Below are 26,333 nucleotides of genomic sequence, written 5' to 3'. Positions count from 1 at the left end.
GCAGTTTTTTGTGGAAATTGCGATTGGCTGCAGGTGCAGCGGGGCGGAAGGTCGAAACGAAAAAGATTGGAAATATGTCGTTAGCAAAAGAGGGAAGGTGGAAACCGAGTGTCGGCAGAACGGATCAAGGAACAACTGGAGGCGGCGGGAATCAAGCGCAGTTTGCTGCAGCTTGGCGAGTGGGTGCGGACGGTGCCGGAAGCGGCGGCTGCGATTGGCGTCGCAGACGGGCAAGTGGCGAAGTCGATCTTGTTTCAAAGCAAAGACTGTTTTGCCCTCTTTGTCGCGGCGGGGGATAACAAGATCAGTAATCGCAAAGTGCGAAAAATATTAGCAGCGAAGAGCGCGCGCATCGCGCTGCCGGAAACGGTACTGCACGTAACCGGTTATGCGGTGGGGGCGGTGAGCCCGCTTGGTCTTCTGGAACCGCTGCCGATCTTTATCGATGAAACGCTGGCCCGCTATGGGGAAATATACGCCGGAGGCGGTTCGCAGCAAGCCTTGCTGCCGCTGAGCTATAAGGAACTCGTATTACTTACCGGTGGACGGGCGGTCGACTTGAAAGCGGAGTAAATGTAAAAAGCGGGAACGGCCTTGGTTTTCTCTGCGCGTACCGATTGGAAAGCCGGCGCAGGTGGTACCTTTTATCGGCCAAATGTGCTACAATTGAGGATGTGAAAAAAGTGACTGTTTATCCGATGAATCTGAATCTTGCCGGCCGAACGGTTGCCGTTATCGGCGGCGGCGGCGTGGCAGAGCGAAAAGCGGTTGCGGCAGTAAAAGCCGGTGCGCTAGTTACGATGATTAGTCCTTGTCTGACGGAAACGCTTCAGCGTCTGGCTGCAGCCGGGACGGTGCGGCATTGGAATCGGACCTGGCAGCCGGGGGACGGCGCCGGGTTTTTCTTGTTGTTTTGCGCCACCGATCATTGCGATGTAAACAGGGAGGCGGCTATCGACGGCAAACAGGCAGGGGCGCTGGTGAATGTGGCCGACGCCCCTGAATTATGCGATTTTACCGTGCCCGGACAGGTCCGGCGCGGTGACTTGCTGTTCACGGTTTCGACCGGCGGCAAGAGCCCGGCTGTGGCGCGTCAAATTCGGCATGAACTTGCTGAACGCTATGGGGAAGAATACGGACAGTATCTGGAACTGATCGGCCGCTTACGCGCCGAGTTGAAGTCGACTTTGCATGTTTCGGCGGAGCGGCAACGCATCTGGCGGCAGGCGATGGATGAAACGGTGCTCGAATTGCTTCGGGCAGGAAAGTTTAAAGAAGCGGAGGCAAAGATCCGAAATGCAATTAGTAGCGCTGGGACTCAATCATAAGACGGCATCCGTAGACGTACGGGAATGCTTTACGTTTTCGGAAGACCAAATCAAACAGGCATTAAGCCGAGTTCATGAATACGATGAAATTCAAGAATGCGTCATATTGTGCACCTGTAACCGGACGGAAATGTATGCAGTGGTCGATGAAGCCGAGGCGGGACTGGCGGCGATGGAACAGTTGCTTACGCGTATGGCGCAGGCGGCGCCCGATCTCGAAAATGATTTCTTTTGCCATCTGGAAGACGATTGCATCAGCCATCTCTTTCGCGTGTCGGCCAGCCTGGATTCTTTGATCATTGGCGAAGGACAGATCCTGAGCCAGGTCAAGAAGGCGTACTCGATTGCGCGCGATGTCGGCACAACCGATGCGGTCTTGAACACGCTCTTTAATCGGGCGATCGCAGTGGGAAAACGGGTGCGGGCGGAGACGCGCATCGCGCATAGCGCGGTTTCGGTCAGCTACGCCGCTGTGGAACTGGCGAAAAAAGTATTCGGTGATCTGTCTTCGTCGAATGTCTTATTGCTTGGTGCGGGACAAATGGGCGAACTGACGGCGCGCCACCTGGTGGAAAACGGCGTGAAAGCGGTCTTTGTTTCTAACCGCAAATATGAACGGGCGCAGCAGCTAGCGGAACGATTCCAGGGCGTGGCGGTACCGTTCGAAGGCTTTATGAAAAAAGCGGTCGATGCCGACATCATCATCACTTCGACCGGTGCACCGCATTACATCATCCGTGCTTGGGATTTGGCGCACATCATGCCGACGCGTCCGGATCGCCCGCTGATCATCATCGATATCGCGGTACCGCGTGACGTGGAACCGGAAGCGGCGGCGATCGCCGGCGTCAAACTTTATAATATCGATGCGCTCGAAGCGGTCGTCGAATCGAACTTGCGACTGCGCGAACAGGAAGCGAAACTTGCCGAGATCATCCTACAGGAAGAATTGGAAACCTTGGTGGAACGTTTCCGTTATCTGACGCTGCGTCCGGTGATGGTGCGCCTGACCGACAAGGCGGAGGCGATCCGTCAGCGCGAGCTGAAGCGCGCGCTGGTCAAGGTGCCGGATATTGCGCCGGAAGAGCGCAAGGCGATGGAAAATCTTTCGAAGATGATCGTACGCAAGTTGCTCAGGGATCCGATGGTGCGGATCAATGAAGCGGCCTGCAGCGATGACGAAGACTTTTATCTGGAAGCGATTCGGGACTTGTTTAAACTGGAAGCAATAGGAGAGGGCAGACATCGTGAAAAAAACAGTTGTTATCGGTACGCGAGCAAGTAAGCTTGCCTTATGGCAGGCGCATCATATTGCCGACGCATTGCGCAGCGAATATCCGGATTTGAACGTTGAAATCCGTCACATGGTGACGACCGGAGACAAAATCCTCGATGTTCCGCTGGCTAAGATCGGCGGCAAGGGTTTATTCACGAAAGAACTGGAACAGGCGATGCTGGCAGGCGAAATCGATTTGGCCGTGCATAGCCTGAAAGATATGCCGACGCAATTGCCGGAGGGCCTGATCTTGGGCGCGATTACCGAGCGCGCGGATGCGGCTGATGCATTGGTGTCGGTGAAATACAACAGTCTGGCGGAATTGCCGTCCGGCGCGAAGGTGGGAACGTCGAGCCTGCGGCGTAAAGCGCAGCTCCTGCACCACCGGCCGGATCTGACAATTCTCGATCTGCGCGGCAACCTCGATACGCGGCTGCGCAAACTGGACGAGGGACAGTTTGATGCGATCCTTCTCGCGGCCGCCGGATTAAAACGACTGGGCTGGCAGGAGAGAATCCGTGAAGAACTGCCGCCGGAAATTTGTCTGCCTGCAGTCGGACAAGGCGCGCTGGCAATTGAATGCCGCGCTGACGACAGCGAAAGCAGAGAGCGGATTGCTTTTTTAGATCATTTGCCGACGCATCAGGGCGCGGCGGCGGAACGGGCCTATCTGCATCGCGTGGAAGGCGGCTGCCAGGTGCCGCTCGGCGTGTATGCTACGGTGACAAAGAATGAACTGCGCTTGGAAGCGGCGGTATATTCGCTTGACGGAAAACGCGGGCTACGACGCAGCGTATGCGGCCCGGCCGATAAAGGCAATGAACTCGGACTGCAACTGGCCGACGCGATGCTTGATGACGGCGCGCGTGAGATTTTACAGGAAATCATGGAGGGACAGGCATGAAACACGGAATGGTATATCTAGTCGGCGCCGGACCCGGCGACTATCAGCTGATGACGCTGAAAGGACAGCAATACATTCGCCTGGCCGACACCATCGTATATGACCGCTTGGCGGACAGCCGCCTGCTGGCCGAAGCGCGACCGGATGTGGAACTGATTTATGTCGGCAAGGCTTCGAGCGACCACACGATGCGTCAGGAAGACATTAACCAATTGTTAGTGGATAAGGCGCAAGAGGGCAAGCGCGTGCTGCGTCTCAAAGGCGGCGACCCGTTCGTTTTTGGCCGCGGCGGCGAAGAAGCGCTGACGCTGAAGGAAAACGGCATCGCCTTTGAAATCGTGCCTGGCGTGACGTCGGCAATCGCAGTACCGGCCTATGCCGGTATTCCGGTGACGCACCGCGGCATTGCCGCATCATTTGCCGTCGTGACCGGGCATGAAGACCCGACGAAACCGGAGTCTACGATCCAGTGGAACCATCTGGCCAAGGCGGTCGATACGCTGGTCTTTTTGATGGGTGTGGAAAATCTGCCGCATATCACCGGCAAATTGATGGAAAACGGACGATGCGGCGACACGCCTGCGGCGGTCATTCGCTGGGGTACAAAGCCGGAACAGCGCGTGTTGGTCACTACGGTTGCCGAAGCGGCAGAAGCCGTGGCTAAAGCGGGCATCAAACCACCGGCCATTTTCCTGGTCGGCGATGTCGTTCGCCTGCGCGACGAGTTGGCTTGGTTTGACAACAAACCACTCTTCGGCAAACGCGTACTGGTGACCCGTGCGCGGGAACAGGCCAGTGCGCTGACGAGCGAACTGGAATCGCTCGGTGCGCAATGCATCGAAGCGCCAGCGATCAAGATTCTGCCGCCGGAAGACGAATATCGCGCACTCGATGACGCGATCAGCGAATTGTCCAGTTATCAATGGCTGGTCTTCACCAGTCCAAACGGCGTGGACCGTTTCTTTGACCGGCTTTGGAGCAAGAAGCTGGACAGCCGGGCGCTGGCAGGAGCCAAACTGGCGGCCATTGGCGTTTCGACTGCGGCGCGCTTACAGCAGCAGGGACTGCGTGCGGATATCATCCCGATGGAGTTTCGTGCGGAGGCGGTGGTCGAAGCACTCGAACCGCAGCTGAATGCCGGGCAGCGGATTTTAATACCACGGGCTGCAGTCGCGCGCGATGTGCTGCCGCAGCAGTTGACGAAACTTGGCATGCATGTCACCGTGGCGCATGCCTACCGTACGGTACAGGGCGAAGCCGACGGCGCGGCGCTTGCCGAACAGCTAGCTGCTGGAGAAATTGACATCGTCACCTTCACCAGTTCCTCGACAGTAACGAATTTACTGGATTTACTGGGAGAAGGCGGTGCAAAATTGGTCGCGCAGACGCTGGTGGCCTGTATCGGCCCGATCACGGCGGAAACCTGCCTGAAACATAAAATCGAACCGGATGTCATGGCGGCGGAATATACAATTGACGGCTTGGCAAAAGCCATCCTAGAAAAAAGCAAGGAGTGACAAGTATGCTGCTAAATAAAGTGCGGCCGCGTCGCCTGCGTATTTCGGCGGGGGTACGGTCCTTAGTGCGAGAAAATATCCTGCGGGCGGACGATTTCGTCTATCCGTTGTTCGTGGTGCCGGGAAGCGGCATCCGTAAAGAAATTTCCAGCCTGCCGGGTGTGTTTCACCTCTCGGCGGACATGGCGGTCGAAGAGGCGCGCAAGGCGCAGGAACTTGGCGTACCGGGTATCATGCTCTTCGGTTTGCCGGAATACAAAGATGCGCAAGGCTCAAGCGCCTGGGACGGCAAACAGCCGGTGCAGCAGTCGATAACCGCAATTAAGCGGGCGCTGCCGGATTTGGTCGTGATGGGTGATGTCTGCCTTTGCGAATATACCAGCCATGGCCATTGCGGCTTGCTGACCGAAAGCGGTTATGTGGATAACGACAGTACGCTCGAACTCTTGGCCAAGGTTGCTCTCAGTCAGGCGGATGCCGGCGCGGACATGGTCGCGCCGTCCGATATGATGGATGGACGCGTTGCCGCCATTCGCGCAGTGCTTGATGCAAATGGTCATCAAAACATTTCAATTATGTCGTATGCTGCGAAGTATGCTTCGGCCTATTACGGTCCGTTCCGCGAAGCGGCCGGTTCTGCGCCGCAGTTCGGCGATCGCAAGACGTATCAAATGGACCCGGCCAACAGCCGCGAAGCGCTTAGAGAAGTGGCGCTTGACATCGAAGAGGGCGCCGATATCGTAATGGTCAAACCGGCGCTGGCATACATGGACATTATTCGCCAAGTACGCGACAGCTTCGATCTGCCGGTCGCAGCGTACAATGTCAGCGGTGAATATGCGATGATCAAAGCCGCTGCCGCTAAAGGCTGGATCGAAGAAGAACGCATGGTGCTCGAGTCGTTGCTCGGCATGAAACGCGCCGGTGCGGATATCATCATCAGCTATCATGCACTCGATGCCGCCGCCTGGCTGGCCGGAAAATAACAAAGAAGACAAAGAAAAAAACTGCACGGCTTATCCGTTGCAGTTTTTTTTCTTTGCCTAAAATGGCGTTGAAAGAGCTGGATCAGCCGAGCGCTGCCAAGAGAGCCTCACCTGCTCGGCGGCAATCTTTAAGCGCAGCGTCATCGGGAGTTTCATGGCAGATCAGACTTTCGCGCAGCAGTCTTGCGCCGGCTTCTTGCATGCGTTCTTCCCAAGCCGACATCCAAGCGCCGCTGCCCCAGCCGTAGGAGCCGAAAAGAAAGAGCGACTTGCCGGAAATGAGCGGAGTCAACGAGCAGATGAATGGTTCCATCAGCGATTCCTCCAGTACTTCATCGCCCATCGAAGGGCAGCCGAGCGCAATGACGTCCGCACTGGCAACGCTTGCCGGATCGGCGATTTCGACCGGCGTCGCGCTGACCTGCGCAGCGGTTGCGATTTCTTCGGCCATTTTCTGCGTGTTGCCTGTCCCGCTCCAGTAAATAACGGCGATTGTTTTCATCTTTAAAACCTTCTTTCCTATATAATATCCGCTCTAAGCGGCAAAGTGGGATAGAGGATAAGGGGCTCTTTGGAAGGGCGCAAAAAAACTTCGAAACTGCCTTCATATAAGGCAAATTCGAAGCTCAAAGGCTTTCTCGAGTGGCTACTATCTTCAGGCGGGCGTTCAGCTGGCTTTTCAGTTCACGCAGCATGGCATAGAGGCCAGGGGCATGATTGTTCTCACCGGTTAAAAAGAGCATGATCCGTTGATAACCCTGGCGGATACACTCTCGGATCTGATGCGACAAATATTCGACTTGGGCAGCGCAGGTGACATTGCACGCGGTGACGCTGATACCGTGACAATCGGCTGCAAGCATAAGACTCATAAAGAACCTCCTTTTGACTCTGGCGCGGCAACAGGAAAATAACGACGTACGCCATGCCCTTCCAAAGAAGTCCACGAACGTTTGGCAAACAGATAGGAAACACCGTTGAGCTTGCTTAGTCGCTTGACCAGCTTAGCCGTATTGTGGTTGACGTAATCGGTAAAGACAAGCACTAAGGCGATGCGTTCCGGAATGCAAAGCCGTGCGTTCTTACCGCTCTTTCGGCCGTCGACATGCAAAATTTCCTCCGCGCCTAAAGAAAGAAGCTCTTTGTTTATCGCGCCAAGAGAATCGCCGCCGACGATCATGATCGACATGGATAAAAGCACCTCTCTTTCGGATTTAAATGAAAATGATTATCAACTGTCTTTATGATATGACAGAAAAGAAACGCTGTCAATCTTTAAATTTAAAAAGTGATGAGATCAGTAATAAAGAGATTGATAAGGGAAAGACGCACAAAGGACGGTTTGACATGGCAAAAGAAATGAATTATATTTAATGAGAAAGATTATCATGTAGAGCGTCCGGAACGCCGTCATCTTTGTCGCAAGCAGCGCGAAGAGGGCGGCGTTTGTCCATTGCGCTGCGTGGCTAAAGCAAAGGGAGAGAATGAAAATAAAGCGCGGCTCTTGCGCAGCAAAACAATGCGAAAGACAGGGCGTAGCGCCCTGTGAAAAGGGAAAGGCAGACAACTTGAGCGAAGCGGAGTAAGAAATGAGGCGGAAAATGGTAAAGGAAACACATGACTGGATCGAAGTGCTGACTGCGCTGCTGGAGGCGAAAAACAGTTATACGCGCGGTCATTCCGTACGCGTCGGCCACCTGGCCGATGCGCTGGCCCAGGTGCTTGTGTTGGGAGACGAAGAAACCAAGCTCATCCATCTGGCCGGACATCTGCACGACATCGGAAAAATCGGCGTACCGGACGCGGTCTTATTGAAAACCGGCAAACTGACGCTAGAAGAATGGGAGAGCGTAAAGCAACATCCGGTGATCGGCGGCGAAATCCTGGCGAAGACAGCGGCCCTGGCTTCGCTCGCGCCATTGGTGCGGCATCATCATGAGCGCTGGGACGGCAAAGGGTACCCGGATCGCCTGAGCGGACACGACATTCCGCTCGGTTCGCGCATCATCGCGGTGGCCGATTCGTTCGATGCGATGGTCAGTGCGCGTCCGTATCGAAACGCACTGGCGTTGGAGTGGGCGTTTAGCGAGATTCGCAGGCAAAGCGGCAAACAATTCGATCCGCTTGTTGCGGAAGCTTTTCTTATTTTAGCGCAATGCGCGCCGGAAAAATTGCTGCTGGAATCCTCTAAGGAAAGTACAGTGTGCGAAAAGGGCGATGAGGAAAAACCGGCGGGCGCAGATTTAATCCAGCGTATCAAAAAGAGCGCATATTTTTGATGGAGCTTTCTTTTTTCTCGAGCGATGTTTTTTTCAGACTGCCCCAAATGCGAAAAAACAGGCAAGACGGATGTAAGCGGAAGTGTTCCTATTACATCCGTCTTGCCTGTTTTTTTTGTGCTCTCAATTGGCGGAGTGATGCAAAGCGGCAGCAGAAGTTGCGATCGGCAACAGATTCTTGGGCGCTTCGCAGCCTTCAAGTTTTTGCAAAGCATGGCAGCGCGGACATTTGATCTCGACGCAGTGAATCTGCCCTTTAAACAGGAGCTTGCCGCAACAAAGACAGCGAAATTCCTTGTACATATCAAAGAAGCCTCTTTTCTTTATTAACTGGTTCTGGCAAAGCGTTGCGCAGGCGGCAGATAGGGACAGTCGGAACACAGGATGGATTTTGGACAATGGCCATAGCTTAACAACTGCTCTATTTGGTTCTGATCGGAGATGAAGCGTCGCCAAAGACGCAGTGACGTTTCCTGGCAACCGAAGACTTTCCAAGGCGTCGCGCAATCTTCGAGCGGGCAGCGGGATTCGATGAAGCCGATCACGTCTTTGAGCGGAATGCCGAGAAAGAGGCCGATTTCATGCGGACAGCAACGTTGGAAGCGCTGCTGTAGATAACGCAGCATGGCGGATAGATCCTGGTGAACAGGATAACCGCGGCGCGCAAGAAATTCGCGTGTGCGCGGTTGGCGAAAGAGACGCTGCAAACGATCCGGGCGATAAAACAAAACAGTTTCCCGTCCTGGCAGCGATTTGAGCGGCAAATATGCGATAACACCGCTTGCCAACAATGCGGTGCCGTTTTGTCGCCACTCGCTGAGCAAGGGCTGTCCGGGAATGTCTTGCAAGGAAAGCAGTGTGCCGTTTTTGCTGCCGAGCAGCGTCGGGGCGAGTTGCAGCGCAAGCCAATTCGCAAAAGAGAAAACGGAAGGATCGAGCATAAGCGACCTCCTTTTTAGATTGATTTTTCATCCGCTGAAAGAAACGGCAATGGGAAAACAAGGAGACAGAGCGTGTCTACGATCTGTCTTCCTGTTGGTCGCGTTAAAAAGAGTGCGTCAAAGTCGCTTCAAATTTGCTGTTTTTCTGTCCGTCATTGAGTGATTTTTGATCCTTATAGACAAGCTCCAGCGTCTCGGCTTTATTCAATTTATGTGCGACGCCGTAGTAGATGCCGCTGTTGTTGTTGTCGAAGTCGCTTTGTTTGCCCATGTCGCCGTTGCTTTCCACGCGGAACTTGGTAAGCGAAAGTGTCGTCTTATCATCAAAATTGTAGTTGAAAACCAGTGCGAAGGCTTTGTTCTCCGACGCGCTGCTCGATTTTGTATATTCCGCCGTCAGACTGCTCTTGCCGAAGGTATAGCTGCCGTCAACCGCCCAGTGATTGGTGCTTTCGTTCACCTTGTCCTGATAGCGGGCCAGTGTGAGGCCAAAGTTCAGCTTGTCAGTCGCGTTATAACCGCCGCGCAGTGCGTAGACACGATTATCATCAGCACCGACATTGTCTTCTTGCGCCAAGAGGGCGGCTATTTCCGTTTTTCCTGTCGTACCTGAAAGCGATAGTCCGTCGACGAACGTCCTTTTTCCGATGTTGCTGTCTGCACGGCTATAAAGCAGCGCCGTCTTGCCGACCGCCGCATCCTGGCGTCCGATCTTATAGACGAATTGTTCGTTCTTGTGAATTAAGCCGAATTGATCGAAAGAAAAAACTGATTTTTGTTCGCCGCCGTACGCAGCGAGATTATAGTCGCCAAAAGAAGGATTGTTTGCATATTGCGCAGTGACGCGGCCATAGAGCGACCAGCCAGAGCCGAGTTCGCTTTCGCCTTTAAGGCGCAGCGTATAACGTGAGCCGGAGGAGGCAGCGTCTGCGGCCGTATCTTTTTCATAACTGACGGATACGTCGCCGTTCAGTGTTAGCGGCGCTGCCTGCGCAATGGGAAAAGCGGAAAAAGTCAAACCAAGCAATGTAAGTGCGATACTTTTTTTCATGTATGCCATCCTTTTGCCATAATATAGTCCACGGTGTCGAACGCATCTGCTTGCAAAAAAAACAGACAGGTAGAGTTAAATTTATTTCCTCCTTATGATAAAATTTAAAAAAGAACAGTGAGAATTGTTCTCATTTAATATATGACAAGATTAGGTGTGGCGTCAAGACTAAAAAATTCTTTTGGCAGAGAGGTCGGATGAAAAAGAAGGCAATGCGTTGCGGCAGGAAAATATCGACGGGAAAGTGAAATTCTAGTATAAGGAAACGAGAATGTCTTATGCGGGAAATTGCAGGGGGAAAGCATGGAAAAAATCGACTTAAAAAAAGAACGGAAAGAACTGTATTCAGCATCGGCGAAAAAGTGTGCGATGGTAGACGTGCCGGAAATGAATTTTTTAATGATCGACGGACAGGGAAACCCCAACACGTCGCCAAAATTTCAAGCGGCGGTGGAAGCACTCTTTTCCGTCTCCTACACATTAAAGTTCACAATCAAAAAGACGCAGGAGATCGATTACGGCGTAATGCCGCTTGAAGGGCTCTGGTGGAGCGGAAACCCGGACGATTTTGCCAGTGCTAACAAAGACGATTGGAAATGGACGCTGATGATCATGCAGCCCCACTACGTCACGGCGGAGCTTGTGCAGCAAGCAATCGAAAAAGTCGTAGAGGAAAAGAAAATTGAAACCGTAAGAAAGCTGCGCTACGAAGCATTTTGCGAAGGAAGTGCAGCCCAAATTCTCCACATCGGTCCTTTCAGTGAAGAAGGACCGACAGTCGTCAAACTCCACCAATTCATCAGCGAGAACGGCTATGAACTGCGCGGCAAACACCATGAAATTTACTTGAGCGATACCAGACGAGCGGAGCCGAGCAAGTGGAAAACGGTGATTCGGCAGGGCTTTGAATAATTACAGAGGAAAATAAGATAATCCCAATAGGTACTAAAGTTATTTTGATTGCAAGCTAGGGTGTAGGAGATGAATGAATTGCAGTTGAATGCGTTGATACCGGAATTATCTGTTAGTGATATCAAAAAGAGTCTTGATTTTTATATCACGATACTGCAAGGCAAAATGGAATATGAGCGATCGGAGAACAAATTTGCTTTAGTGTCGATAAGCAATGTACAAATCATGCTGGAAGAAGTGAATGGATGTTGGGAGACGGGGAGACTGGAATACCCGTTCGGCAGAGGGATTAATTTTCAGATTCAGGTAGCGGATGTTGAAGTGTTGTATAAACGGATCATAAAAGCGCAGTATCCGGTAAAAATAACGTTGCAGGATAATTGGTATCGCGCGAAAGATGTTTTGCTTGGGCAAAAAGAATTTTTAGTGATGGACCCAGACGGATATTTGTTGCGCTTTGCACAGGCGTTAGGAGAGGGGGTAATTTCTAAAAAATGAGGTGAAGAATATTACGGATGGCAAGATGAATTTGAAAAAAACGTTAAGCAATAGGTGCAGGAGAAAATCAGAATGAAAACAGTAGCGCATGATTTTATGCATTGTTGCCGTTGTTTCCAGTTTACCAGTTATACGAAATTGGTTACATAACTTTAAAAACTTAGCAAATCTTTTTCAATGTTCTTGCGGGTGGTATACTGAAAAACGTCTATTGCAGACAAAATATTTAAAGGCAAGAACGGAGGAAATGAATTATGATGAAGAAAATCGTCGCAGCAGCAGCCGTCGCTATGATGAGCGCGAGCGTCGCCATGGCGTCGCCGGCAGTGGAGTTGGGCCAGGGGAAGATTAACGCCGGGTACAACTATACGAACTATAATGTGAAAGTCGGCGGCGCGGATGCGAATCATAGCGGTAATGATTTTTACATTCAAGGCGGTTTGAGCGATAAGTTTGCGCTGGGCTTTGAAACAGAAAACGTCAGCACTTGGGGAAATGATATCAAAACGACCGATCTGACTGTACAGTACAAACTGGACAAGAACTTTTCCTTGGTAGCCGGTAATCGCCATCATTCGGTTGGCAGTTATTCCAAAGACAGCATGCTTTGGGGCCTGAAGGCGCGTACTGAGCTTGGCAAAAATGTCGATGGCTATGCGGCATTCCAAACGTCCAGCAACGAGAATGAATTCCAGGTTGGCGCACTGGTCAAACTGAGCCCGAACCTGAATCTGGACGTCAACTACAAGGATCATGAAGGCAAAGGTGACATGGATCATCTTAGCTGGAAGGGCCTCGGCGTCGGTCTGAACACAAGTTTCTAAGCGAAGCACATGCAGGAGTCTGTTTAAACAGGCTCCTTTTTTATTTTATCCACTGCAGGGAAGCAGAAACGGAAGAGAACGGCAAAAATTCTTGTGTTTATCGCGATATAGTGTACAATAAATAGTAGAAGATAAAAGGCCATGGGATGATTGTTCTCATGGCCCGCCTGCTTTTACAGAGGACTTGTCAGGGGAGAATGGAGTGACGCGGAATGAAGATCGCTGTAGTCGGCGGCTGCAACGTCGATTTTATTTGCCGCCCGGTAGGGACGGTGGAAGAGGCTACCTCGAATCGCGCGCGCATCGCCTACAGCCCGGGCGGCGTGGGACGCAATATCGCGGAGAATGTGAGGCAGCTTGGCTGTGAGGTCAGTCTGCTGACCGCGGCGGGACCGGATATGCTGGGCGATTATTTGCGACAGGATCTGGCGGCGAAGGGGATTGAAACGGTTTGCATCGACAAGGCCAGTACGGGTATTTATATCGCTTCGCTCGATCAAGACGGCTTGATGGCGCGCGCCTTTTGCGACATGTCGGGCCTAGAGTCGATTACGCTACCGGATTTGCTGGCGGCGGGTATTGATTTTTCTTCGTACGATGGCGTTATCATCGATGCGAATTTTTCATCGGCTTTTATTGCGGAGCTGGCCGCGCTTTTGCGCAAAAAAAAGATCGCTTATGCGCTGGAGCCGGTTTCCAACATCAAGGCGGTGCGGATTAAAGAGGCGATTGACGGTGCGCTTTTACTGAAACCGAATCGTTTTGAGGCGCAGGTCTTGACGGGAATCGATTGCGAAAACGGCGCGGGCGCACAAGAGTGTGCGGCGCTGCTTGCCGCACAGGGGGCGCAAAATGTGATTGTATCAATGGGGCCGGAAGGCTTCGTCTGGTACAGCGATTTGTATCGCGAGTTGATTGCGCCGCAAAGCAATGGCGAGCTGGTCAATGAAACCGGCGCAGGCGACGCGCTGTTTGCGGCGGCGTTTGTTGCGCTCTTGAAAGGCTTTTTACCGCAACGCGCGGCGAAAATAGCGGCGCGTGCGGCCGCGCTGACCTGTGCGGTTGATGCCGCGGTTTCAAGCGAGGTCGGCCCGGAATTATTCAAAGAAGAGATGGAGGAATAGGATATGCAATACGAACAATACATGAGCGTCAGTGAGGAAGTACAGGCGGCGTTAGCGCAGGGAAAAGCCGTGGTGGCCTTGGAATCGACGATCATTTCGCATGGCATGCCGTATCCGGATAACGTGAAGACGGCACTGGAACTGGAAGAAATTATTCGTAAACAAGGCGCGGTACCCGCGACAATTGCCATTTTGGGCGGAAAAATCAAAGTCGGTTTGAGCCGGGACGAAGTGGAAATGCTGGGCAAGGCAAAGGATGTCGAAAAGGTGTCGCGGCGCGATCTGCCGTTTGTTGTGGCAAAAGGCTTGAACGGCGCGACTACGGTGGCATCAACGATGATTATCGCAGCGCTCGCCGGAATACGCGTGTTTGCGACCGGCGGCATCGGCGGCGTGCATCGCCGGGCGCAGCAGACGTTTGACATTTCGGCGGACTTGACGGAATTGGCCCGTACGGATGTCGCGATCGTATGTGCGGGCGCAAAATCGATTCTCGATATTGGACTGACTCTCGAAGTGCTGGAAACGTATGGTGTGCCGGTGGCCGGCTATCAGACGGACGAATTCCCGGCTTTCTACACCAGGGTCTCCGGTTATCGCGTTGATTATCGCTGTGACAGTGCCGCGGAAGTGGCGAATGCGGTTAAAACGAAGTGGGATTTGGGTTTGCGCGGCGGGGTGGTCGTGGCCAACCCGGTCCCGACAGCGAGCGAGATCGATGCGGATCTGATCACCAAGGCCATCGATCAGGCGTTGGCGTCTTGTGAAGAAAAAGGCGTATCCGGCAAAGATACGACGCCGTTTTTGCTGGCGAAAGTAAAGGAGATCACCGGCGGGCAGTCGCTGATCACGAACATCGCGCTGGTGAAAAACAATGCCAAAGTCGCCGCCGACATTGCGGTCGCGCTTGCGGCAAAAAAATAGTATACGAAAAGGGGCTGTCTCAAAATAGGCTTTTTCGCCTAAATGAGGCAGCTTTTTGTATAGAGCCAGATCTTCACCATAAAGAATACTAGTAAGTGAGACGTTTTTTACACGAAGAGTCGAAGAAGGGAAGCGCATTCTTTTTCAATTGTCGACACTATGGGCGGCAGAGATTACCAGGAGCAAGAGAGGTCGCGAAGAATGTTTTGTTTTGTGGCCTCTGCGTCTTTGTAGTTCTAATCGTGCTTGCGGTGACAGCTGCTTTTTTGTGTAAAACTCTTAATGAGTTCGTTTTGCTTTGCTGTTATAATAAAGATAAAACCTTCGGGGGGAGCAAGATGACGCAGGAAGAAATTTTGGCGCTTAAGCCGGGGCGGGAGTTAGATATTGCAGTGGCAATCGCGCTGATGGATTATGTCTGGGCGACGCATATGCTGCAATTCAGTGCGGAAATGGAAGTGAAATGGCTGGCGTCGCCGGAGGAATTGGCGGAGGCTGGCGGCGTGGTGATCAAGGTGAAAGAGGAGCGGCTGCACACGCTAAAACTGCGCGAGCAATATGAGGAAAGCGTAGCGTTTTATTCTAAAGATCCGGTTGCGGCGGATGCGGTGTGGAGAAAAATAAGCGCGCTGGATGCCAGCTGGCGCAAGCTAAATGAAGACGGCTCACGGTTGCAAAGTGAGAGGTGGCTTGTCGAGTGCGCGACGTATCCCGAGGCGGTTGCGAAGGCGGCGCTGTTAGAAAAAAATAAAAATGTCTGAGCGCTGGCGAAAGGGGAACTTTCGCAGCGAAGCGAATAGCTATAGAAGGCGTTATGACTGAAGGAGGAATCGGCTTATGCGATGCCGTCAATGCGGTTGCGTGCTGCCCGAGGGAAGCCGCGCATGCAGTCAATGTGGTGAAGAAGGGATTCTCGGACAGCAGTGCGCGAAGGATGCGATTCTCTCTGCCGTAGAAGATATGTTGCAGAGGCATGATACATTGCGAACCGTCAAAGGGCAAAAAAGCGATTTGGAAATTGAAAGCTTGTTGGGCGATGCCGATTGGGGCTTTGGACACAAGAAGCTCGAATATACCGCCTATTTATTGTTGCAGGAAGAGGAAAAAGTCGTCGTCTTTTGGGAAATGGTGAAAGAGACGGGCAGTGAAATCGGCTTTATCGGCGGCTTTGCGTCCGGAAAACTCGGAATTGAGGGGCGCGAAGGGCTCAATGAGTTGCTTTATGACTCGGATGAAAAAGTACGCAGCTACCAGCGCGAATATAGCCGGATCCGCAGTGAGATCAAAAACATTGCGGAAATGTCCGGCTGGGAATTTAAGACGGCGCTGTTCAAGCGCAAGGCAATGTACCAAGGAATACGGGAATAGCGGTAAAGGGGTGCCGATGATGATCAAAACGCGTATTTCGCCGGGCCAATTGGTGACATGGGGCAAGCGGCTCGGCGTCGCGATGAGTCCGCTGTCTCCGTTTGCCGTTTGGAGCGAGGAAGCGGGCGATGTTTTGGAGGAGAGTGAACCGGGTTTGCAGCCTGTTTTAAAGGAACTGGCGCAGGCCAAAGGCTTCGTCCAGGTGCGTTTTAGCAACAGTCCCGAATTGTTTGAGCATACCGTTTATTTTTCGGCGTGCAATATCGAAGGCGTCTCACTGACGGCGCTTGGCAAGGAGGTTCTGTTGGAAGCGCCTGCGCCGATTCGTGAGCTGCTCGACAGCCTGGGGCGGAACATGGGTAAGAGCACCTTGATCGGCCAGCGTTTTCATTGTCAGGTCAGCCCGTTGGCGGGAGTGTTGTTTTGCTGTCTGCTCGATGAACAGCGACGGCAATTCTGGGCGGCAATGGGCGGCGACGGCGAACGGGTTGCCGTCGCCTGCGACCTGCTTGCTTTTGCCGCACAAAAGCCGCAGCTGCAGCAAAGTCTGGCGGCCTTGATGGCCGATACCGCCGAACTCAACTGGCCGTTCAGTCAGGAAGAGAGTGAGCGTGCGGCGCAAGAACTGGTCGGCAAGGGACTGCTCTTGCACGAAGCGGGACAATATCGTTTGTCGGAGGGGGCGTTGCGCCTGGCGGGCCGCTTTTTGGCGCTGGAGGGCATTCTTCATGTCAGCGCCGGTTACACGCCGGAAGATGACGCATTGATTGTCAGCGGCACAAGTTATGTGCAAGCCGGTGTGCGCGACATTCTCTGCCTGGAAGCCAGCGACAGCGAAGCGGTGATCACAACGGTGAGCGCGCAGTCGGTGCTGGATCATATGCAGCAAACGCTGGCCGGGGCGTCCGGATTGCGTGAGCCGGATCCAAGCTGGCGGCATAGAGGATAGGAAAACCCGGCGTGAGCCGGGTTTTATCAATAGGGAACAAGGAATCAGGTGGAAATCATGGTAATGGAATTTTTTCATAGCATTCAGAGTATGATTAGTATTATTTTGATGATCATCGCCGGTTATCAGCTGACGGTGAAAGGCTGGCTGGATGCGACGATCGGCCGCGCGTTCGCGCGTTTGATCACCAATGTTGCTTTGCCGTGCTATATGATCTGGAATTTGTTGAGCAGTTTTAACAAGGCTTTGCTATTGGAGCTGGCGAAGGGAATGCTGGTGCCGTTCGCTTCAATCGCGCTTTCATTCGTCCTGGCTTATGCAACTGCAAAACTGATTCGCGTGCCGCGTCAGAGGCGGGGGATTTTTCGTTCGATGTTTTTTGTCTCGAACAGCATTTTCATCGGTCTGCCGGTCAATCTTGCGCTGTTCGGCGAAGCCAGCGTACCGTATGTGCTGCTCTATTATATCGCGAACACGACTTTCTTTTGGACGGTCGGCGTCGGCGGCATTCAGCAGGACGGCAGCAAGACGCCGGGCATCGATTGGCGGGGCGTCGCAGGTAAGGTCTTCTCGCCGCCGCTACTGGGCTTTCTCTTGGCAATGGCGCTGATTCTCCTCGGCTGGCAACTGCCGGTCTTTGTCATGGATACCTGCCATTACCTGGGCAATCTGACGACGCCGTTATCGATGCTTTTTATCGGACTGACTATTCGCAGCGTCGATCTGAAGCGTTTGGAGTTCAGCCGCGATATGGCGGCGGTGCTGGCCGGGCGCTTCATCGTCGCACCCGCGGTGATTTTTGCGGTCGCGCAGCTATTGCCGCTGCCGCTTTTGATGCAGAAGGTTTTTATTATCCAGGCTGCATTGCCTGTCATGACGCAGACGGCGATCGTGGCGCAAAGCTATGGCGCGGATGCGAAATACGGCGCGGTTGTGACGACGCTAAGCACGATTGTCGGCATGTTTGTCATCCCAGTGTATATGGCGCTCTTCGCTGTTGCCGGTTGGTAAAAGCAAGCAGGAAAGGAGAACAGGATGGAAGAGAAAAAACGTTGCGCATGGCTGACGCAAGATCCTCTCTATGAAAAATATCATGATGAGGAATGGGGCGTGCCGCAGTTTGATGCAAAAGCGCTCTTTGAAATGCTGCTTTTGGAGGGTTTGCAGGCGGGGCTTAGCTGGCTTACGGTCTTAAAGAAACGCGAACGCTATCGGCAGGTTTTTCATGGCTTCGATCCGCTGGCGATGGCGCAGATGACGGAAGCGGAGCTGGAGCGATGCATGCAGGATACCGGTTTGATCCGCAATCGCCTGAAGATGAAGGCGCTGGTGAGAAATGCCGCGGCGTATCTGAAACTTGAAGAGGAGAGCGGCGGTGCGGTTGCTTTTCTTTGGCAGTTCGTGGGAGGGAAACCGTTAGAGAATAACTGGCGCGAGCTGGGCGATGTCCCGGCGGAGACGGAGGAATCGCGCCGGATGAGCAAGGCGCTCAAGCAGCGCGGCTTCACGTTCGTCGGCCCGACGATCTGCTATGCGTTCATGCAGGCGGTCGGCATGGTCAATGATCATCAGACGGATTGCTGGCGGCATCCTATTGTGGCTGAAATGAAGGGAAGGAGGCGTGTGAAATGACTAGACCCAAGGTTTATGTGACGCTGAAGATGCCGCAGGAGGCGATGGATCGGCTGCGCGAACAGGTGGACATCGTGGTGAACGAGCAGGATCGTCTGCTTAGCAAAGAGGAAATGCTGCTCAGGCTGGCGGAGGCGGATTACGATGGAATTTTCTGCGCGATCGGCGATGTAATCGACGAGGCGGTGATCGAAGCGATGGGCGAGCGGTGCAGGATCATCGCCAACTTCGGCGTAGGGTTCAATCACATCGATATCGATGCGGCTTCGCGGCGCGGCATCTGGGTGACCAATACGCCGGACGTCCTGACCGATGCCACGGCCGATATGGCCTGGGCGCTGCTGCTCGCTACGGCCAGGCGGGTCGCGGAAGGCGATCGGGTCATGCGCAGCAAACAGGGTTTTAAAGGCTGGGGCCCTTTGTATATGCTCGGGCGCGAAATCAGCGGCAAAACGCTCGGCATTGCCGGTGCGGGGCGGATCGGAGCGGCGATGGCGAAACGGGCCAAGGGTTTCAACATGAAAATACTCTATACCGCGCGGCAGCGAAAAGAAGAACTCGAAGCGGAAACCGGCGCGCAATTCGTGGAGAAGGACGTCTTGCTGGCAAAAGCCGATTTCCTGTCGCTGCATATGCCTCTTTCACAGGAGACGCGCCACTATATCGGCAGTCGGGAACTGGCACAGATGAAAAAGACCGCGATCCTGGTCAATACGGCACGCGGCGCGGTCGTTGACGAGGCGGCATTGGTGAGTGCGCTAAAAAGCGGACAGATCTGGGGCGCCGGTCTTGACGTTTACGAAGAGGAGCCTTTGCTGGCCGCGGGACTCAGCGAACTTGACAATGTTGTCTTGGCGCCGCATCTGGGCAGTGCTACGATCGAAACAAGAACTGCGATGAGTATGCTGACAGTGGACAATCTGCTGGCAGCCTTGGTGGAAAAGAAAGAGCCGCCTAATCTCTTGAACCCGCTTGCCGCTACAAAAAATAAAGTGTAACGTATCTGGTCAGAGCGCTTCTTTTTTGATATGATAGAATCACGTTTTTCTCGAAAAGTGTAACATCGCGATGAAACGGATTATCATAGCAGCAAGAAGGAGACAGTGTAGTGAACGTACTTGGTATTTTTGAAATTATTGGCACGATTGCCTTCGCCGCGGCGGGTGCTTTGGTAGGCATTCAGCGACGACTCGATATTTTCGGCGTGCTGATGCTGGCATTGGCGACCGCAGTTGGCGGCGGTATCTTGCGCGACTTATTGATCGGTAAAGTACCGCCCACGGCTTTCATGTATCCGATCTTTACGATTATCAGCATTCTTACAACGGTGGCGACCTGCTTCACGTATCGCTGGTTGGGCGAATACAACAAGCTGATGCTGGTCTGCGATGCCGTCGGGCTCGGCGCGTTTACCGCGGCCGGAGCGAATCTGGCGTTCGCGCTCGATTATAATCGCCTCCTGCTGACGGTCATGATGGGCGTCTTGACCGGCGTAGGCGGCGGAATCATCCGGGATATGCTGGCGCGTGAAATTCCACTGGTCTTTCGGCGTGAAATCTATGCGGTCGCGTCTTTGGCCGGCGCGCTGGGGCTCTTTTATGCACGGCCGCAGCTTGGCAGCGAAGGCGCGATGTACCTTTGCTTTGCCATAACGGTGATCATCCGGTTGGTTTCACTGCAGTTTGATTTGCACTTACCGGTTGTGGGAAGACGGGAAGATAGTGAGGAGATATGATGGAGAAAAAAATTGCTGCATTGAAGGCGGGCGATGCCGCCGAAGGATTTTTCCTTCTAAAGCAGGCGGACGGCAAGACCGGTTCCAACGGCAAACGGTATCTGGATCTGATCGTCGCCGATGACAGCGGCGAAATGGGTTCGAAGCTGTGGGACTGTAAGAACGGCGAGGAAGAGATATACATTCAACACAGCCTGGTCAAGATTCGCGGCAAGGTGGACGAGTGGCAGGGGCGCTTGCAGCTGAAGGTGGAAAAGATCCGCCTCGCTTTGCCGGAAGACAATGTGAAGCTGGCTGATTTTGTGCCGAGCGCGCCGATCGAGGCGGAAACGATGCTGACGGAGCTGAAGGCCGCGATTGCGGCGATCGGACAGGAGGATATCCGCCGTCTGGTGACACATCTGGTGGGACAATTTGAAGCGCAGCTGATTTACTATCCGGCGGCGAAGCAAAACCACCATTCCATCCGTTCCGGTCTGCTCTACCATGTCCTGACGATGCTGACGATGGCGCAGAAGGTCGCCGAGGTTTACCCGCTTTTAAACAAAGACCTTTTGACCGCGGGCGTGATCTTGCATGATCTGGCGAAGATTGAGGAAATGGATGCGGGCGAACTGGGCCTGGTCAATGCCTACACGATCGAAGGCGAAATGCTGGGCCATATCGTACAGGGCATCAAACTGGTCGACCGCGCAGCGGAAGCAACCGGAGCCAATCCGGAGGTTGCGATGGTGCTGCAGCATATGATCCTTTCGCACCACTATGAACCGGAGTTCGGCAGCCCGAAGCGTCCGATGGTTCCGGAGGCGGAAATCCTGCATTATCTCGATTTGATGGATGCGCGGATGTATGACATGGGGAAAGTTCTCTCGGGCGTCGAAGCGGGCCAACTGACGGAAAAAGTCTGGCTCTTGCATAACCGGCGTTTGTATAAAACGGAGTTTGATAAGAAATAAAGAGAAGAGACAATTGAAGAAGTAGAATGCGATAACAGGAACGAATAGAAAGAGTAAAGAAAACGAAACACGAAGAAGCGAAGCGGGTCGATACTATCGACCCGGTGAGAAGAAAGGAAGAATTTAAAATCTCTTCCGACCTTCCCTTCTTCGACTCTTCGTGTAAAAAACATCCCACTTGATTTCATCTTGTCGATAGTCTCAGAGACCGCCATACGGCGGTCTCTGAGACTATTTAAGCATGCTGCCTGCTTTTGCAGAGCGGACAGTCTTGAAAACGCAGCGGCTTTTCCAAACCTGCTGCTGCGAGCAGCTTGTCGTCTTGCAGCAACACGCTGCTGGGTCCGTCCGCTAAGAGACGGGCGTTTTTCAAGATGATCGTGCGTGGGCAGGTGTCGAGAATCAGGTCCAGATCATGGCTAACGATGACGCGGGTCTGCTCAAGCGTCAGAAAAAGATTGATCAGCTGGCGGCGCGAAGCGGAGTCGAGCCCGGCGCTCGGTTCGTCCATGACGAGGATCTCAGGCTGCATGGCCAGTACGGCCGCAAGTGAAACGGCTCGCTTTTGTCCGCCGGACAGTTTATACGGTGCGCGCGTTCGTAGCGCAAGCGCACCGACTTGTGCAAGCGCCTTTGTTGCGCGCTGATTGACTTCATCGTCCGTTAGACCGAGATTCAAAGGCCCGAAGGCGACGTCTTCCCACACGGTGGGCATAAAAAGCTGATCATCCGGGTTTTGAAAGACCATGCCGACCAAGCGACGGATCGGTGCGAGCGTTTGCTGCGTCAGTGCATGGTCGCCGATTCGGATTTGTCCTTGCTGCGGCGTCAGCAAGCCGACAAGATGCGCGAGCAAGGTGGATTTTCCCGCGCCGTTGGCGCCGATGACTGCGACGCTTTCGCCGCGTTGAATTTGACAGCTGATGCCGTCCAAGGCGACCGTTCCATCCGGATATTGATAAGAAAGAGCGTCGATTTGAATAATCGATTGCATCACAGGCGGCCTCCTAAGAATAAAGTGACTAAGGCGTGCGGTAAGTCATAGCAGCGCACGAACAGAAAAAAAGTGCCCCAGGCGGCCACGTAAAGCGCATCGAGCCAGGTAAACGGTGCGGCGGAGGGAAGCGGCAGCGAACCGTCGAAGCCGCGGCAAAGCATCGCCTGATAGATTCGTTTGGCGCGCTGATGACTGCGCAGCAGCAAATGGCCGGGCAAAGAACCCCAAACGGAACGTTGCAGCGCCGCGCTGCCGTTGGAACGAAGCTGGTAGGCGCGCAGCGTGCGCAGCATTTCTTCGAGCAGCACATAGCTGTAGCGATGCAAAAGAAGGAATTGAACCAGCAGAGGGCGCGGCACATGCCAAGCAAGCAAAGCGTGGCAAAGCGCAGGCAGACCTGTCGTAGCCAGAAGCAGCAAAGCGGCGCTCACCGCAAGGCCAGAGCGCAGCAAAAGTGAAAAGAAAGAGAGCCAACCGCCGCTTACCTGCCAGGAACCGAAGACCAATAGCGGTGTATGGTCAAGGAGCGGATTAAAAAGACCGAGACAGAGCAAAAACGGGAGCGCCAACGCCAGGCGTTTGAGAACGGGCGAGAACGGTATTCTCCCCAGGCGAAGCAAAAGCAGCGGATAAAGCAAAAGCGGCAGCATTGCGGAGAAAGCATAAGGAGGAAAAGAGGCCGTCAAAACGAGCAGCGCAAACGTGACCAGTATTTTAGCGCTTGCGTGACGCCTATGGATTGGCGTGTGCAGTGTGGCCAGTTCATCGAATTGGTGCAGATGCAGCCAGGCGGATTCTAATCGTAACAAGATAAAACTCCTTTTTAGCTGCGTTTAGCGGCGGCATGATAGGCGCGCAGACTTTTTCCCAGCAAAGTGCTGACGAATAGCGTGATCAGTGCGCCCGCGATGCCGGCGATGGAAACGCTGCTTTCCACATTCGGCCAGGCATTGTTTTGCTTGACGCTTTCGGCGTCCACGTTTGCCGCCGCGGCGGGCAAGGTATAATTGGCAAAGAATGCGCTGCTTTCCTGCAAGCGGGCGATGACGGCATGAATTCCCTCCGGCGGAGGCAGTTCCGTTTGTCCGGTCAGTTTTTCAATCGACCATTCGAGACCGTCCGGGCTACTCGACGCGAACCAGACGAAGAAGCCCGCGCTGCAAAAGGCCAGCACTGCGAAAACGATCAGCACCGGAGTGAACGCGGATCTGCCGCGTGAGGGCAATGCGCCAGATTTCTGCCCTAACAGTCCCGGTTCCGCCCGACGGATAAAAGCCAGGATTGCGGCGGTGATTAAACCTTCGATCAAACCGATCGCAAGATGGATCGGCTGCATCAGTGCAAGAAAGGCGGCAAGCGGCAAGGCGGAAATGCCGGACAAGCTCGTTTCGAGCACGACCGCCAACGCGCCGAGCTGCAAAGCGATGACGGCAGAAAGAACCGCAGCGAGCGAGAGATGTTTGTCGGCCAGCGGCCGGTAAACGAGAGGGTAGGCGATAAAACAGGGCAGAAAAGCCATGTTGAAGATATTGCAGCCGAGCGCCAGCAGTCCTCCGTCGGCAAAGAAAAAAGCCTGAATCGAAAGGACCGAGACCATGACAAGGAACGCGGCGCACGGTCCGAGCAGCGCCGCCAATAAGATCGCGCCGACAAGATGGCCGCTTGAACCGGTGCCGGGGATGGAAAAGTTAAGCATTTGTGCGGCAAAGACAAATGCGCCCAGTACGCCCATCAGCGGAACGCGGTCTTCTTCCAATTGCGTCGGTAGGCGACGGGAGGCGTAAGCGGTCAGGCCTGCGGCGCTCAGCCACATCGTGGCGCTGACCGCTGGCGAAAGTAAGGCATCAGCCATGTGCATAAGAAAACCTCCCAGCATGTAAGAGTGAAAAAGCAGAGCGAATCCATAAGTAAGATATTTGTTGCGGAAGGGGAAAATCCTTTTTTATCGGGCGAAACAGCGTTTGAAAAAAGCGATGTTTCTCAGCGACTTGCCGTCACGTGTTGCGAAAACGGCTTTTATTAAAAAAGAAAGGGTTGAATAAATTAAAAAATATAGGCGCTTTCGCTGAAATTTGCTAAAGTGGAGGGAACGAGAGGGTAATGACAGCGCGTGATGGGGAGTGAAGCTGGCCATGATCGATTTGAAACGGATCAAAGGAATTGTCGGGCAAGCCGAATACGAAGAGGCTTGCCGCCAAATGCCGCAGGAAGCGGCGAACCTGATGCGATGGCGCAGCGGCTGCGTCAATTCACCGGTGCCATACAAGATCAGCGATCTGATTTGGGCGGAGGAAAAGACGGTGCGAAGCAAGCTGGATGCGATATTCGCGATTTATGAGGAACTGCCGGCGTATGCGCTCTTAGCCGGCATTGCCGAACACTGGAAAGAGCTTGGAGCGTCAGAGCGGAATTCGGTTTGGGCCAGGTTTCGCGGCTATCTATACAGTGATGAAGAAAGCGTATCGCGTCCGGTCGAATATACGTTGTGGTGCGATTATTTTGAAAACCCAAAGCGCGTTGCCGAGGCCTGGCTGCAAATGCTAACGCCGCCGCGTTCGTTAAAACAGGTGGAAAAGCTGCTCTTCGTTTCCGGGCCGGTACCGTATTGGCTGAAAAAAACGCTATATGAAGAGATCATCCAAGAAGACAATTATCATGAAGCGATTTTTACCAGCCTGCTTGGCAGCCGCTTTGATATCCTCGGCGATATCGACAAGGCTGACGCCGGAGCAATCCTGCATCGCTTGACGCTGGAACCGTCGCCGCCCCAATTTGAAATGCTGCGCGCCGCGCTGGAAAAGTAAAGATCACCCCACAGTCGCATATGAACTGAACCAATAAAAACGGACAATGACAAAACACCCCCAGTTGTAGATAATTAATCTATGACTGGGGGTGTTCATATGTCAGGGCAAAGAGGAATAAAACATTTTGGAGAACACATTATTCTCGACGTTCTAAAAATGAAAGAAGAAGGCAAAACGAATCGTGAAATTAGCGAGTTCTATGGATTTAAGGATAAATACGTAATCAAAGAACTAATCCGAAGACACAACCGAAAACAAAAGATGATTGAATCTGGAATTATTCCACGGAAAAAAGGCAGACCGCCTAAAAGCTATGTTACCATACAGGATAAAAGAGATAATGAAATCAAGCGTTTAAAGATGGAAAACGAACTATTACGTTCTTTTCTTCAAATCGTTGGAAGGAAGTGAGGCCATCTGTAAAATACATGGCAATTTATAAAAACCAAGACAGCTATTCTATCTCTGCAATGTGTGACTTTTTTGATGTATCACGCAGTGGGTACTATGATTTTGTTCATCGCATGAATCAACCGAATCGCAATGAACGAATCGTAGCAGAAATTGCGGTATGCCAAGAAATATCAAAAAGAACGTATGGATATCGAAGGGTTCATTTGTGGCTTCAACAGAATAGAAATATATTTATTGATCCGAAAACCGTTCTTCGCTTAATGAGCAAATATAATTTATTATCTCAAATTCGCCGACGTAAAAAATACAAGAGAATGCAGCAACAACTTCATAAATATGAAAATCTACTCAATCGTGATTTTGAAGCAACTGCGCCGAATCAGAAATGGGTTACCGACATTTCATACATCCATACACTCCAAGGAATCCTGTATTTATCAATGATACGCGATGCGTTTGATCGCAGTATTATTGCTTATAAAACAGGAACAGAACAAACTGTAAATTTAGTTCTTGAAACAATTCGAACTGCCATGAAAAAGGAAAAAGTCACTACAGAGCTGCAACTCCATAGTGACCAAGGGTTTCAATACACTTCACAGGGGTATTTTAACCTAACTAAAGAGTATGGTATTACACCGTCCATGTCAAGGCGAGGAAATTGTTATGATAACGCATTAGCTGAAAACTTTTTTAGTATTTTGAAAGCAGAATGCATTTCGAGAATACATCTCAAAACATTTGCAGAGGCTAACGAGGTTATCGATGAGTATATCTATTTTTATAATTTTGAACGCATTCAACTAAAAACAAAACTGACACCGTATGAAAAACGATGCCAGTTTGCGTAATTTAAAGCTATTCTACTTCTGGGCGTTTTATTTTATGTACGTTGTTTCTGGTTCAGTTCA

The 26,333-nt window shown here is 52.7% G+C and carries 32 protein-coding genes; 23 read left to right on the top strand and 9 right to left on the bottom strand.

Annotation, left to right across the window (positions count from 1 at the left end; translation table 11 throughout):
• Window positions 1–108 precede the first annotated feature (108 nt).
• From QTL79_RS16855 to hemB, 6 genes are all read left to right on the top strand, one after another.
• Complete coding sequence (locus tag QTL79_RS16855; protein WP_346356122.1) at window positions 109–573, top strand: YbaK/EbsC family protein; 465 nt, start codon at window positions 109–111, stop codon at window positions 571–573.
• 110 nt (window positions 574–683) lie between these two features.
• Window positions 684–1,328, top strand: a complete 645-nt coding sequence (locus tag QTL79_RS16850; protein WP_346356121.1) for a precorrin-2 dehydrogenase/sirohydrochlorin ferrochelatase family protein — start codon at window positions 684–686, stop codon at window positions 1,326–1,328.
• On the top strand, window positions 1,297–2,613 hold the full coding sequence (hemA, locus tag QTL79_RS16845) for a glutamyl-tRNA reductase (RefSeq protein ID WP_346356120.1): 1,317 nt from the start codon (window positions 1,297–1,299) through the stop codon (window positions 2,611–2,613). The genes QTL79_RS16850 and hemA overlap by 32 nt, the downstream gene beginning before the upstream one ends.
• Complete coding sequence (hemC, locus tag QTL79_RS16840) at window positions 2,573–3,508, top strand: hydroxymethylbilane synthase (protein ID WP_346356134.1); 936 nt, start codon at window positions 2,573–2,575, stop codon at window positions 3,506–3,508. The genes hemA and hemC overlap by 41 nt, the downstream gene beginning before the upstream one ends.
• Window positions 3,505–5,025: a uroporphyrinogen-III C-methyltransferase gene (gene cobA, locus QTL79_RS16835; protein ID WP_346356119.1), complete on the top strand. Its 1,521-nt coding sequence runs from the start codon at window positions 3,505–3,507 to the stop codon at window positions 5,023–5,025. Before hemC ends, cobA begins: the two co-directional genes overlap by 4 nt.
• A 5-nt stretch (window positions 5,026–5,030) precedes the next feature.
• Entirely contained in the window at window positions 5,031–6,011 is a 981-nt protein-coding gene (hemB, locus tag QTL79_RS16830) for a porphobilinogen synthase (protein WP_346356118.1), read from the top strand.
• A gap of 82 nt (window positions 6,012–6,093) precedes the next feature.
• On the opposite strand, the gene QTL79_RS16825 is transcribed toward hemB, so the two are convergent.
• The 3 genes from QTL79_RS16825 to QTL79_RS16815 form a co-directional block, all read right to left on the bottom strand.
• Window positions 6,094–6,513, bottom strand: coding sequence for a flavodoxin domain-containing protein (locus QTL79_RS16825; protein WP_346356117.1), 420 nt, complete (start codon window positions 6,511–6,513; stop codon window positions 6,094–6,096).
• A gap of 124 nt (window positions 6,514–6,637) precedes the next feature.
• Window positions 6,638–6,883 (bottom strand): hypothetical protein, encoded by a 246-nt coding sequence (locus QTL79_RS16820; RefSeq protein ID WP_346356116.1) that lies wholly within the window; start codon window positions 6,881–6,883, stop codon window positions 6,638–6,640.
• Window positions 6,880–7,200: a DUF2325 domain-containing protein gene (locus tag QTL79_RS16815; RefSeq protein ID WP_346356115.1), complete on the bottom strand. Its 321-nt coding sequence runs from the start codon at window positions 7,198–7,200 to the stop codon at window positions 6,880–6,882. Before QTL79_RS16815 ends, QTL79_RS16820 begins: the two co-directional genes overlap by 4 nt.
• A gap of 412 nt (window positions 7,201–7,612) precedes the next feature.
• On the opposite strand from QTL79_RS16815, the gene QTL79_RS16810 reads away from it, so the two are divergent.
• Window positions 7,613–8,290 (top strand): HD-GYP domain-containing protein, encoded by a 678-nt coding sequence (locus QTL79_RS16810; protein ID WP_346356114.1) that lies wholly within the window; start codon window positions 7,613–7,615, stop codon window positions 8,288–8,290.
• 123 nt (window positions 8,291–8,413) lie between these two features.
• On the opposite strand, the gene QTL79_RS16805 is transcribed toward QTL79_RS16810, so the two are convergent.
• The 3 genes from QTL79_RS16805 to QTL79_RS16795 form a co-directional block, all read right to left on the bottom strand.
• Window positions 8,414–8,593: a Com family DNA-binding transcriptional regulator gene (locus tag QTL79_RS16805; protein WP_346356113.1), complete on the bottom strand. Its 180-nt coding sequence runs from the start codon at window positions 8,591–8,593 to the stop codon at window positions 8,414–8,416.
• A 23-nt stretch (window positions 8,594–8,616) separates the two neighbouring features.
• Window positions 8,617–9,231 carry a DUF3793 family protein gene (locus QTL79_RS16800; RefSeq protein ID WP_346356112.1) on the bottom strand — a complete coding sequence of 205 codons (615 nt, stop codon included), beginning with the start codon at window positions 9,229–9,231 and terminating at the stop codon, window positions 8,617–8,619.
• A gap of 103 nt (window positions 9,232–9,334) precedes the next feature.
• Window positions 9,335–10,282, bottom strand: a complete 948-nt coding sequence (locus QTL79_RS16795) for a hypothetical protein (RefSeq protein WP_346356111.1) — start codon at window positions 10,280–10,282, stop codon at window positions 9,335–9,337.
• Between the two features lie 303 nt (window positions 10,283–10,585).
• On the opposite strand from QTL79_RS16795, the gene QTL79_RS16790 reads away from it, so the two are divergent.
• The 13 genes from QTL79_RS16790 to QTL79_RS16730 all read left to right on the top strand — a co-directional run bounded on the left by QTL79_RS16790 (window position 10,586) and on the right by QTL79_RS16730 (window position 21,204).
• Window positions 10,586–11,194 (top strand): GyrI-like domain-containing protein, encoded by a 609-nt coding sequence (locus tag QTL79_RS16790; RefSeq protein ID WP_346356110.1) that lies wholly within the window; start codon window positions 10,586–10,588, stop codon window positions 11,192–11,194.
• A gap of 69 nt (window positions 11,195–11,263) precedes the next feature.
• Window positions 11,264–11,692 (top strand): bleomycin resistance protein, encoded by a 429-nt coding sequence (locus QTL79_RS16785; protein ID WP_346356109.1) that lies wholly within the window; start codon window positions 11,264–11,266, stop codon window positions 11,690–11,692.
• 254 nt (window positions 11,693–11,946) lie between these two features.
• Window positions 11,947–12,516, top strand: a complete 570-nt coding sequence (locus QTL79_RS16780; RefSeq protein WP_346356108.1) for a TonB-dependent receptor — start codon at window positions 11,947–11,949, stop codon at window positions 12,514–12,516.
• Between the two features lie 212 nt (window positions 12,517–12,728).
• Window positions 12,729–13,640: a PfkB family carbohydrate kinase gene (locus QTL79_RS16775; RefSeq protein WP_346356107.1), complete on the top strand. Its 912-nt coding sequence runs from the start codon at window positions 12,729–12,731 to the stop codon at window positions 13,638–13,640.
• Window positions 13,641–13,643: 3 nt separating this feature from the next.
• Window positions 13,644–14,564, top strand: a complete 921-nt coding sequence (locus QTL79_RS16770; RefSeq protein ID WP_346356106.1) for a pseudouridine-5'-phosphate glycosidase — start codon at window positions 13,644–13,646, stop codon at window positions 14,562–14,564.
• 338 nt (window positions 14,565–14,902) lie between these two features.
• On the top strand, window positions 14,903–15,325 hold the full coding sequence (locus tag QTL79_RS16765) for a hypothetical protein (protein WP_346356105.1): 423 nt from the start codon (window positions 14,903–14,905) through the stop codon (window positions 15,323–15,325).
• 76 nt (window positions 15,326–15,401) lie between these two features.
• A complete protein-coding gene (locus QTL79_RS16760) occupies window positions 15,402–15,932 on the top strand; it encodes a hypothetical protein (RefSeq protein WP_346356104.1) in 531 nt (176 codons plus the stop codon).
• A gap of 16 nt (window positions 15,933–15,948) precedes the next feature.
• The gene (locus tag QTL79_RS16755) at window positions 15,949–16,881 is read left to right on the top strand and encodes a hypothetical protein (RefSeq protein ID WP_346356103.1); all 933 of its coding nucleotides are present in this window, start codon (window positions 15,949–15,951) and stop codon (window positions 16,879–16,881) included.
• A gap of 57 nt (window positions 16,882–16,938) precedes the next feature.
• On the top strand, window positions 16,939–17,892 hold the full coding sequence (locus tag QTL79_RS16750) for an AEC family transporter (RefSeq protein ID WP_346356102.1): 954 nt from the start codon (window positions 16,939–16,941) through the stop codon (window positions 17,890–17,892).
• A gap of 24 nt (window positions 17,893–17,916) precedes the next feature.
• Complete coding sequence (locus QTL79_RS16745) at window positions 17,917–18,513, top strand: DNA-3-methyladenine glycosylase I (protein ID WP_346356101.1); 597 nt, start codon at window positions 17,917–17,919, stop codon at window positions 18,511–18,513.
• Window positions 18,510–19,511 carry a 2-hydroxyacid dehydrogenase gene (locus QTL79_RS16740; RefSeq protein ID WP_346356100.1) on the top strand — a complete coding sequence of 334 codons (1,002 nt, stop codon included), beginning with the start codon at window positions 18,510–18,512 and terminating at the stop codon, window positions 19,509–19,511. The genes QTL79_RS16745 and QTL79_RS16740 overlap by 4 nt, the downstream gene beginning before the upstream one ends.
• A gap of 110 nt (window positions 19,512–19,621) precedes the next feature.
• A complete protein-coding gene (locus tag QTL79_RS16735) occupies window positions 19,622–20,248 on the top strand; it encodes a trimeric intracellular cation channel family protein (RefSeq protein WP_346356099.1) in 627 nt (208 codons plus the stop codon).
• A complete protein-coding gene (locus QTL79_RS16730) occupies window positions 20,245–21,204 on the top strand; it encodes a 3'-5' exoribonuclease YhaM family protein (RefSeq protein WP_346356098.1) in 960 nt (319 codons plus the stop codon). The genes QTL79_RS16735 and QTL79_RS16730 overlap by 4 nt, the downstream gene beginning before the upstream one ends.
• 235 nt (window positions 21,205–21,439) lie before the next feature.
• On the opposite strand, the gene QTL79_RS16725 is transcribed toward QTL79_RS16730, so the two are convergent.
• Genes QTL79_RS16725 through QTL79_RS16715 form a run of 3 tightly spaced genes read right to left on the bottom strand, consistent with a single transcriptional unit; the run spans window position 21,440 to window position 24,059 of the window.
• Entirely contained in the window at window positions 21,440–22,198 is a 759-nt protein-coding gene (locus tag QTL79_RS16725) for an energy-coupling factor ABC transporter ATP-binding protein (RefSeq protein WP_346356133.1), read from the bottom strand.
• Complete coding sequence (gene cbiQ, locus QTL79_RS16720; RefSeq protein ID WP_346356097.1) at window positions 22,198–23,010, bottom strand: cobalt ECF transporter T component CbiQ; 813 nt, start codon at window positions 23,008–23,010, stop codon at window positions 22,198–22,200. Before cbiQ ends, QTL79_RS16725 begins: the two co-directional genes overlap by 1 nt.
• A 14-nt stretch (window positions 23,011–23,024) precedes the next feature.
• The gene (locus QTL79_RS16715; protein WP_346356096.1) at window positions 23,025–24,059 is read right to left on the bottom strand and encodes an energy-coupling factor ABC transporter permease; all 1,035 of its coding nucleotides are present in this window, start codon (window positions 24,057–24,059) and stop codon (window positions 23,025–23,027) included.
• A gap of 274 nt (window positions 24,060–24,333) precedes the next feature.
• Between QTL79_RS16715 and QTL79_RS16710 the strand changes: the two genes are divergently transcribed.
• The 3 genes from QTL79_RS16710 to QTL79_RS16700 all read left to right on the top strand — a co-directional run bounded on the left by QTL79_RS16710 (window position 24,334) and on the right by QTL79_RS16700 (window position 26,273).
• A complete protein-coding gene (locus tag QTL79_RS16710; RefSeq protein ID WP_346356095.1) occupies window positions 24,334–25,005 on the top strand; it encodes a hypothetical protein in 672 nt (223 codons plus the stop codon).
• A 99-nt stretch (window positions 25,006–25,104) separates the two neighbouring features.
• Window positions 25,105–25,419: a hypothetical protein gene (locus QTL79_RS16705; protein WP_346353978.1), complete on the top strand. Its 315-nt coding sequence runs from the start codon at window positions 25,105–25,107 to the stop codon at window positions 25,417–25,419.
• Between the two features lie 17 nt (window positions 25,420–25,436).
• Window positions 25,437–26,273, top strand: a complete 837-nt coding sequence (locus tag QTL79_RS16700) for an IS3 family transposase (protein WP_346353979.1) — start codon at window positions 25,437–25,439, stop codon at window positions 26,271–26,273.
• Window positions 26,274–26,333: the final 60 nt, after the last annotated feature.

This window comes from Azotosporobacter soli (genome assembly GCF_030542965.1).
GTDB lineage: Bacteria > Bacillota > Negativicutes > SG130 > SG130 > Azotosporobacter > Azotosporobacter soli.
Note: the sequence above shows the minus strand (reverse complement) of the source record. Positions and strands in the feature narration are given on the sequence as shown.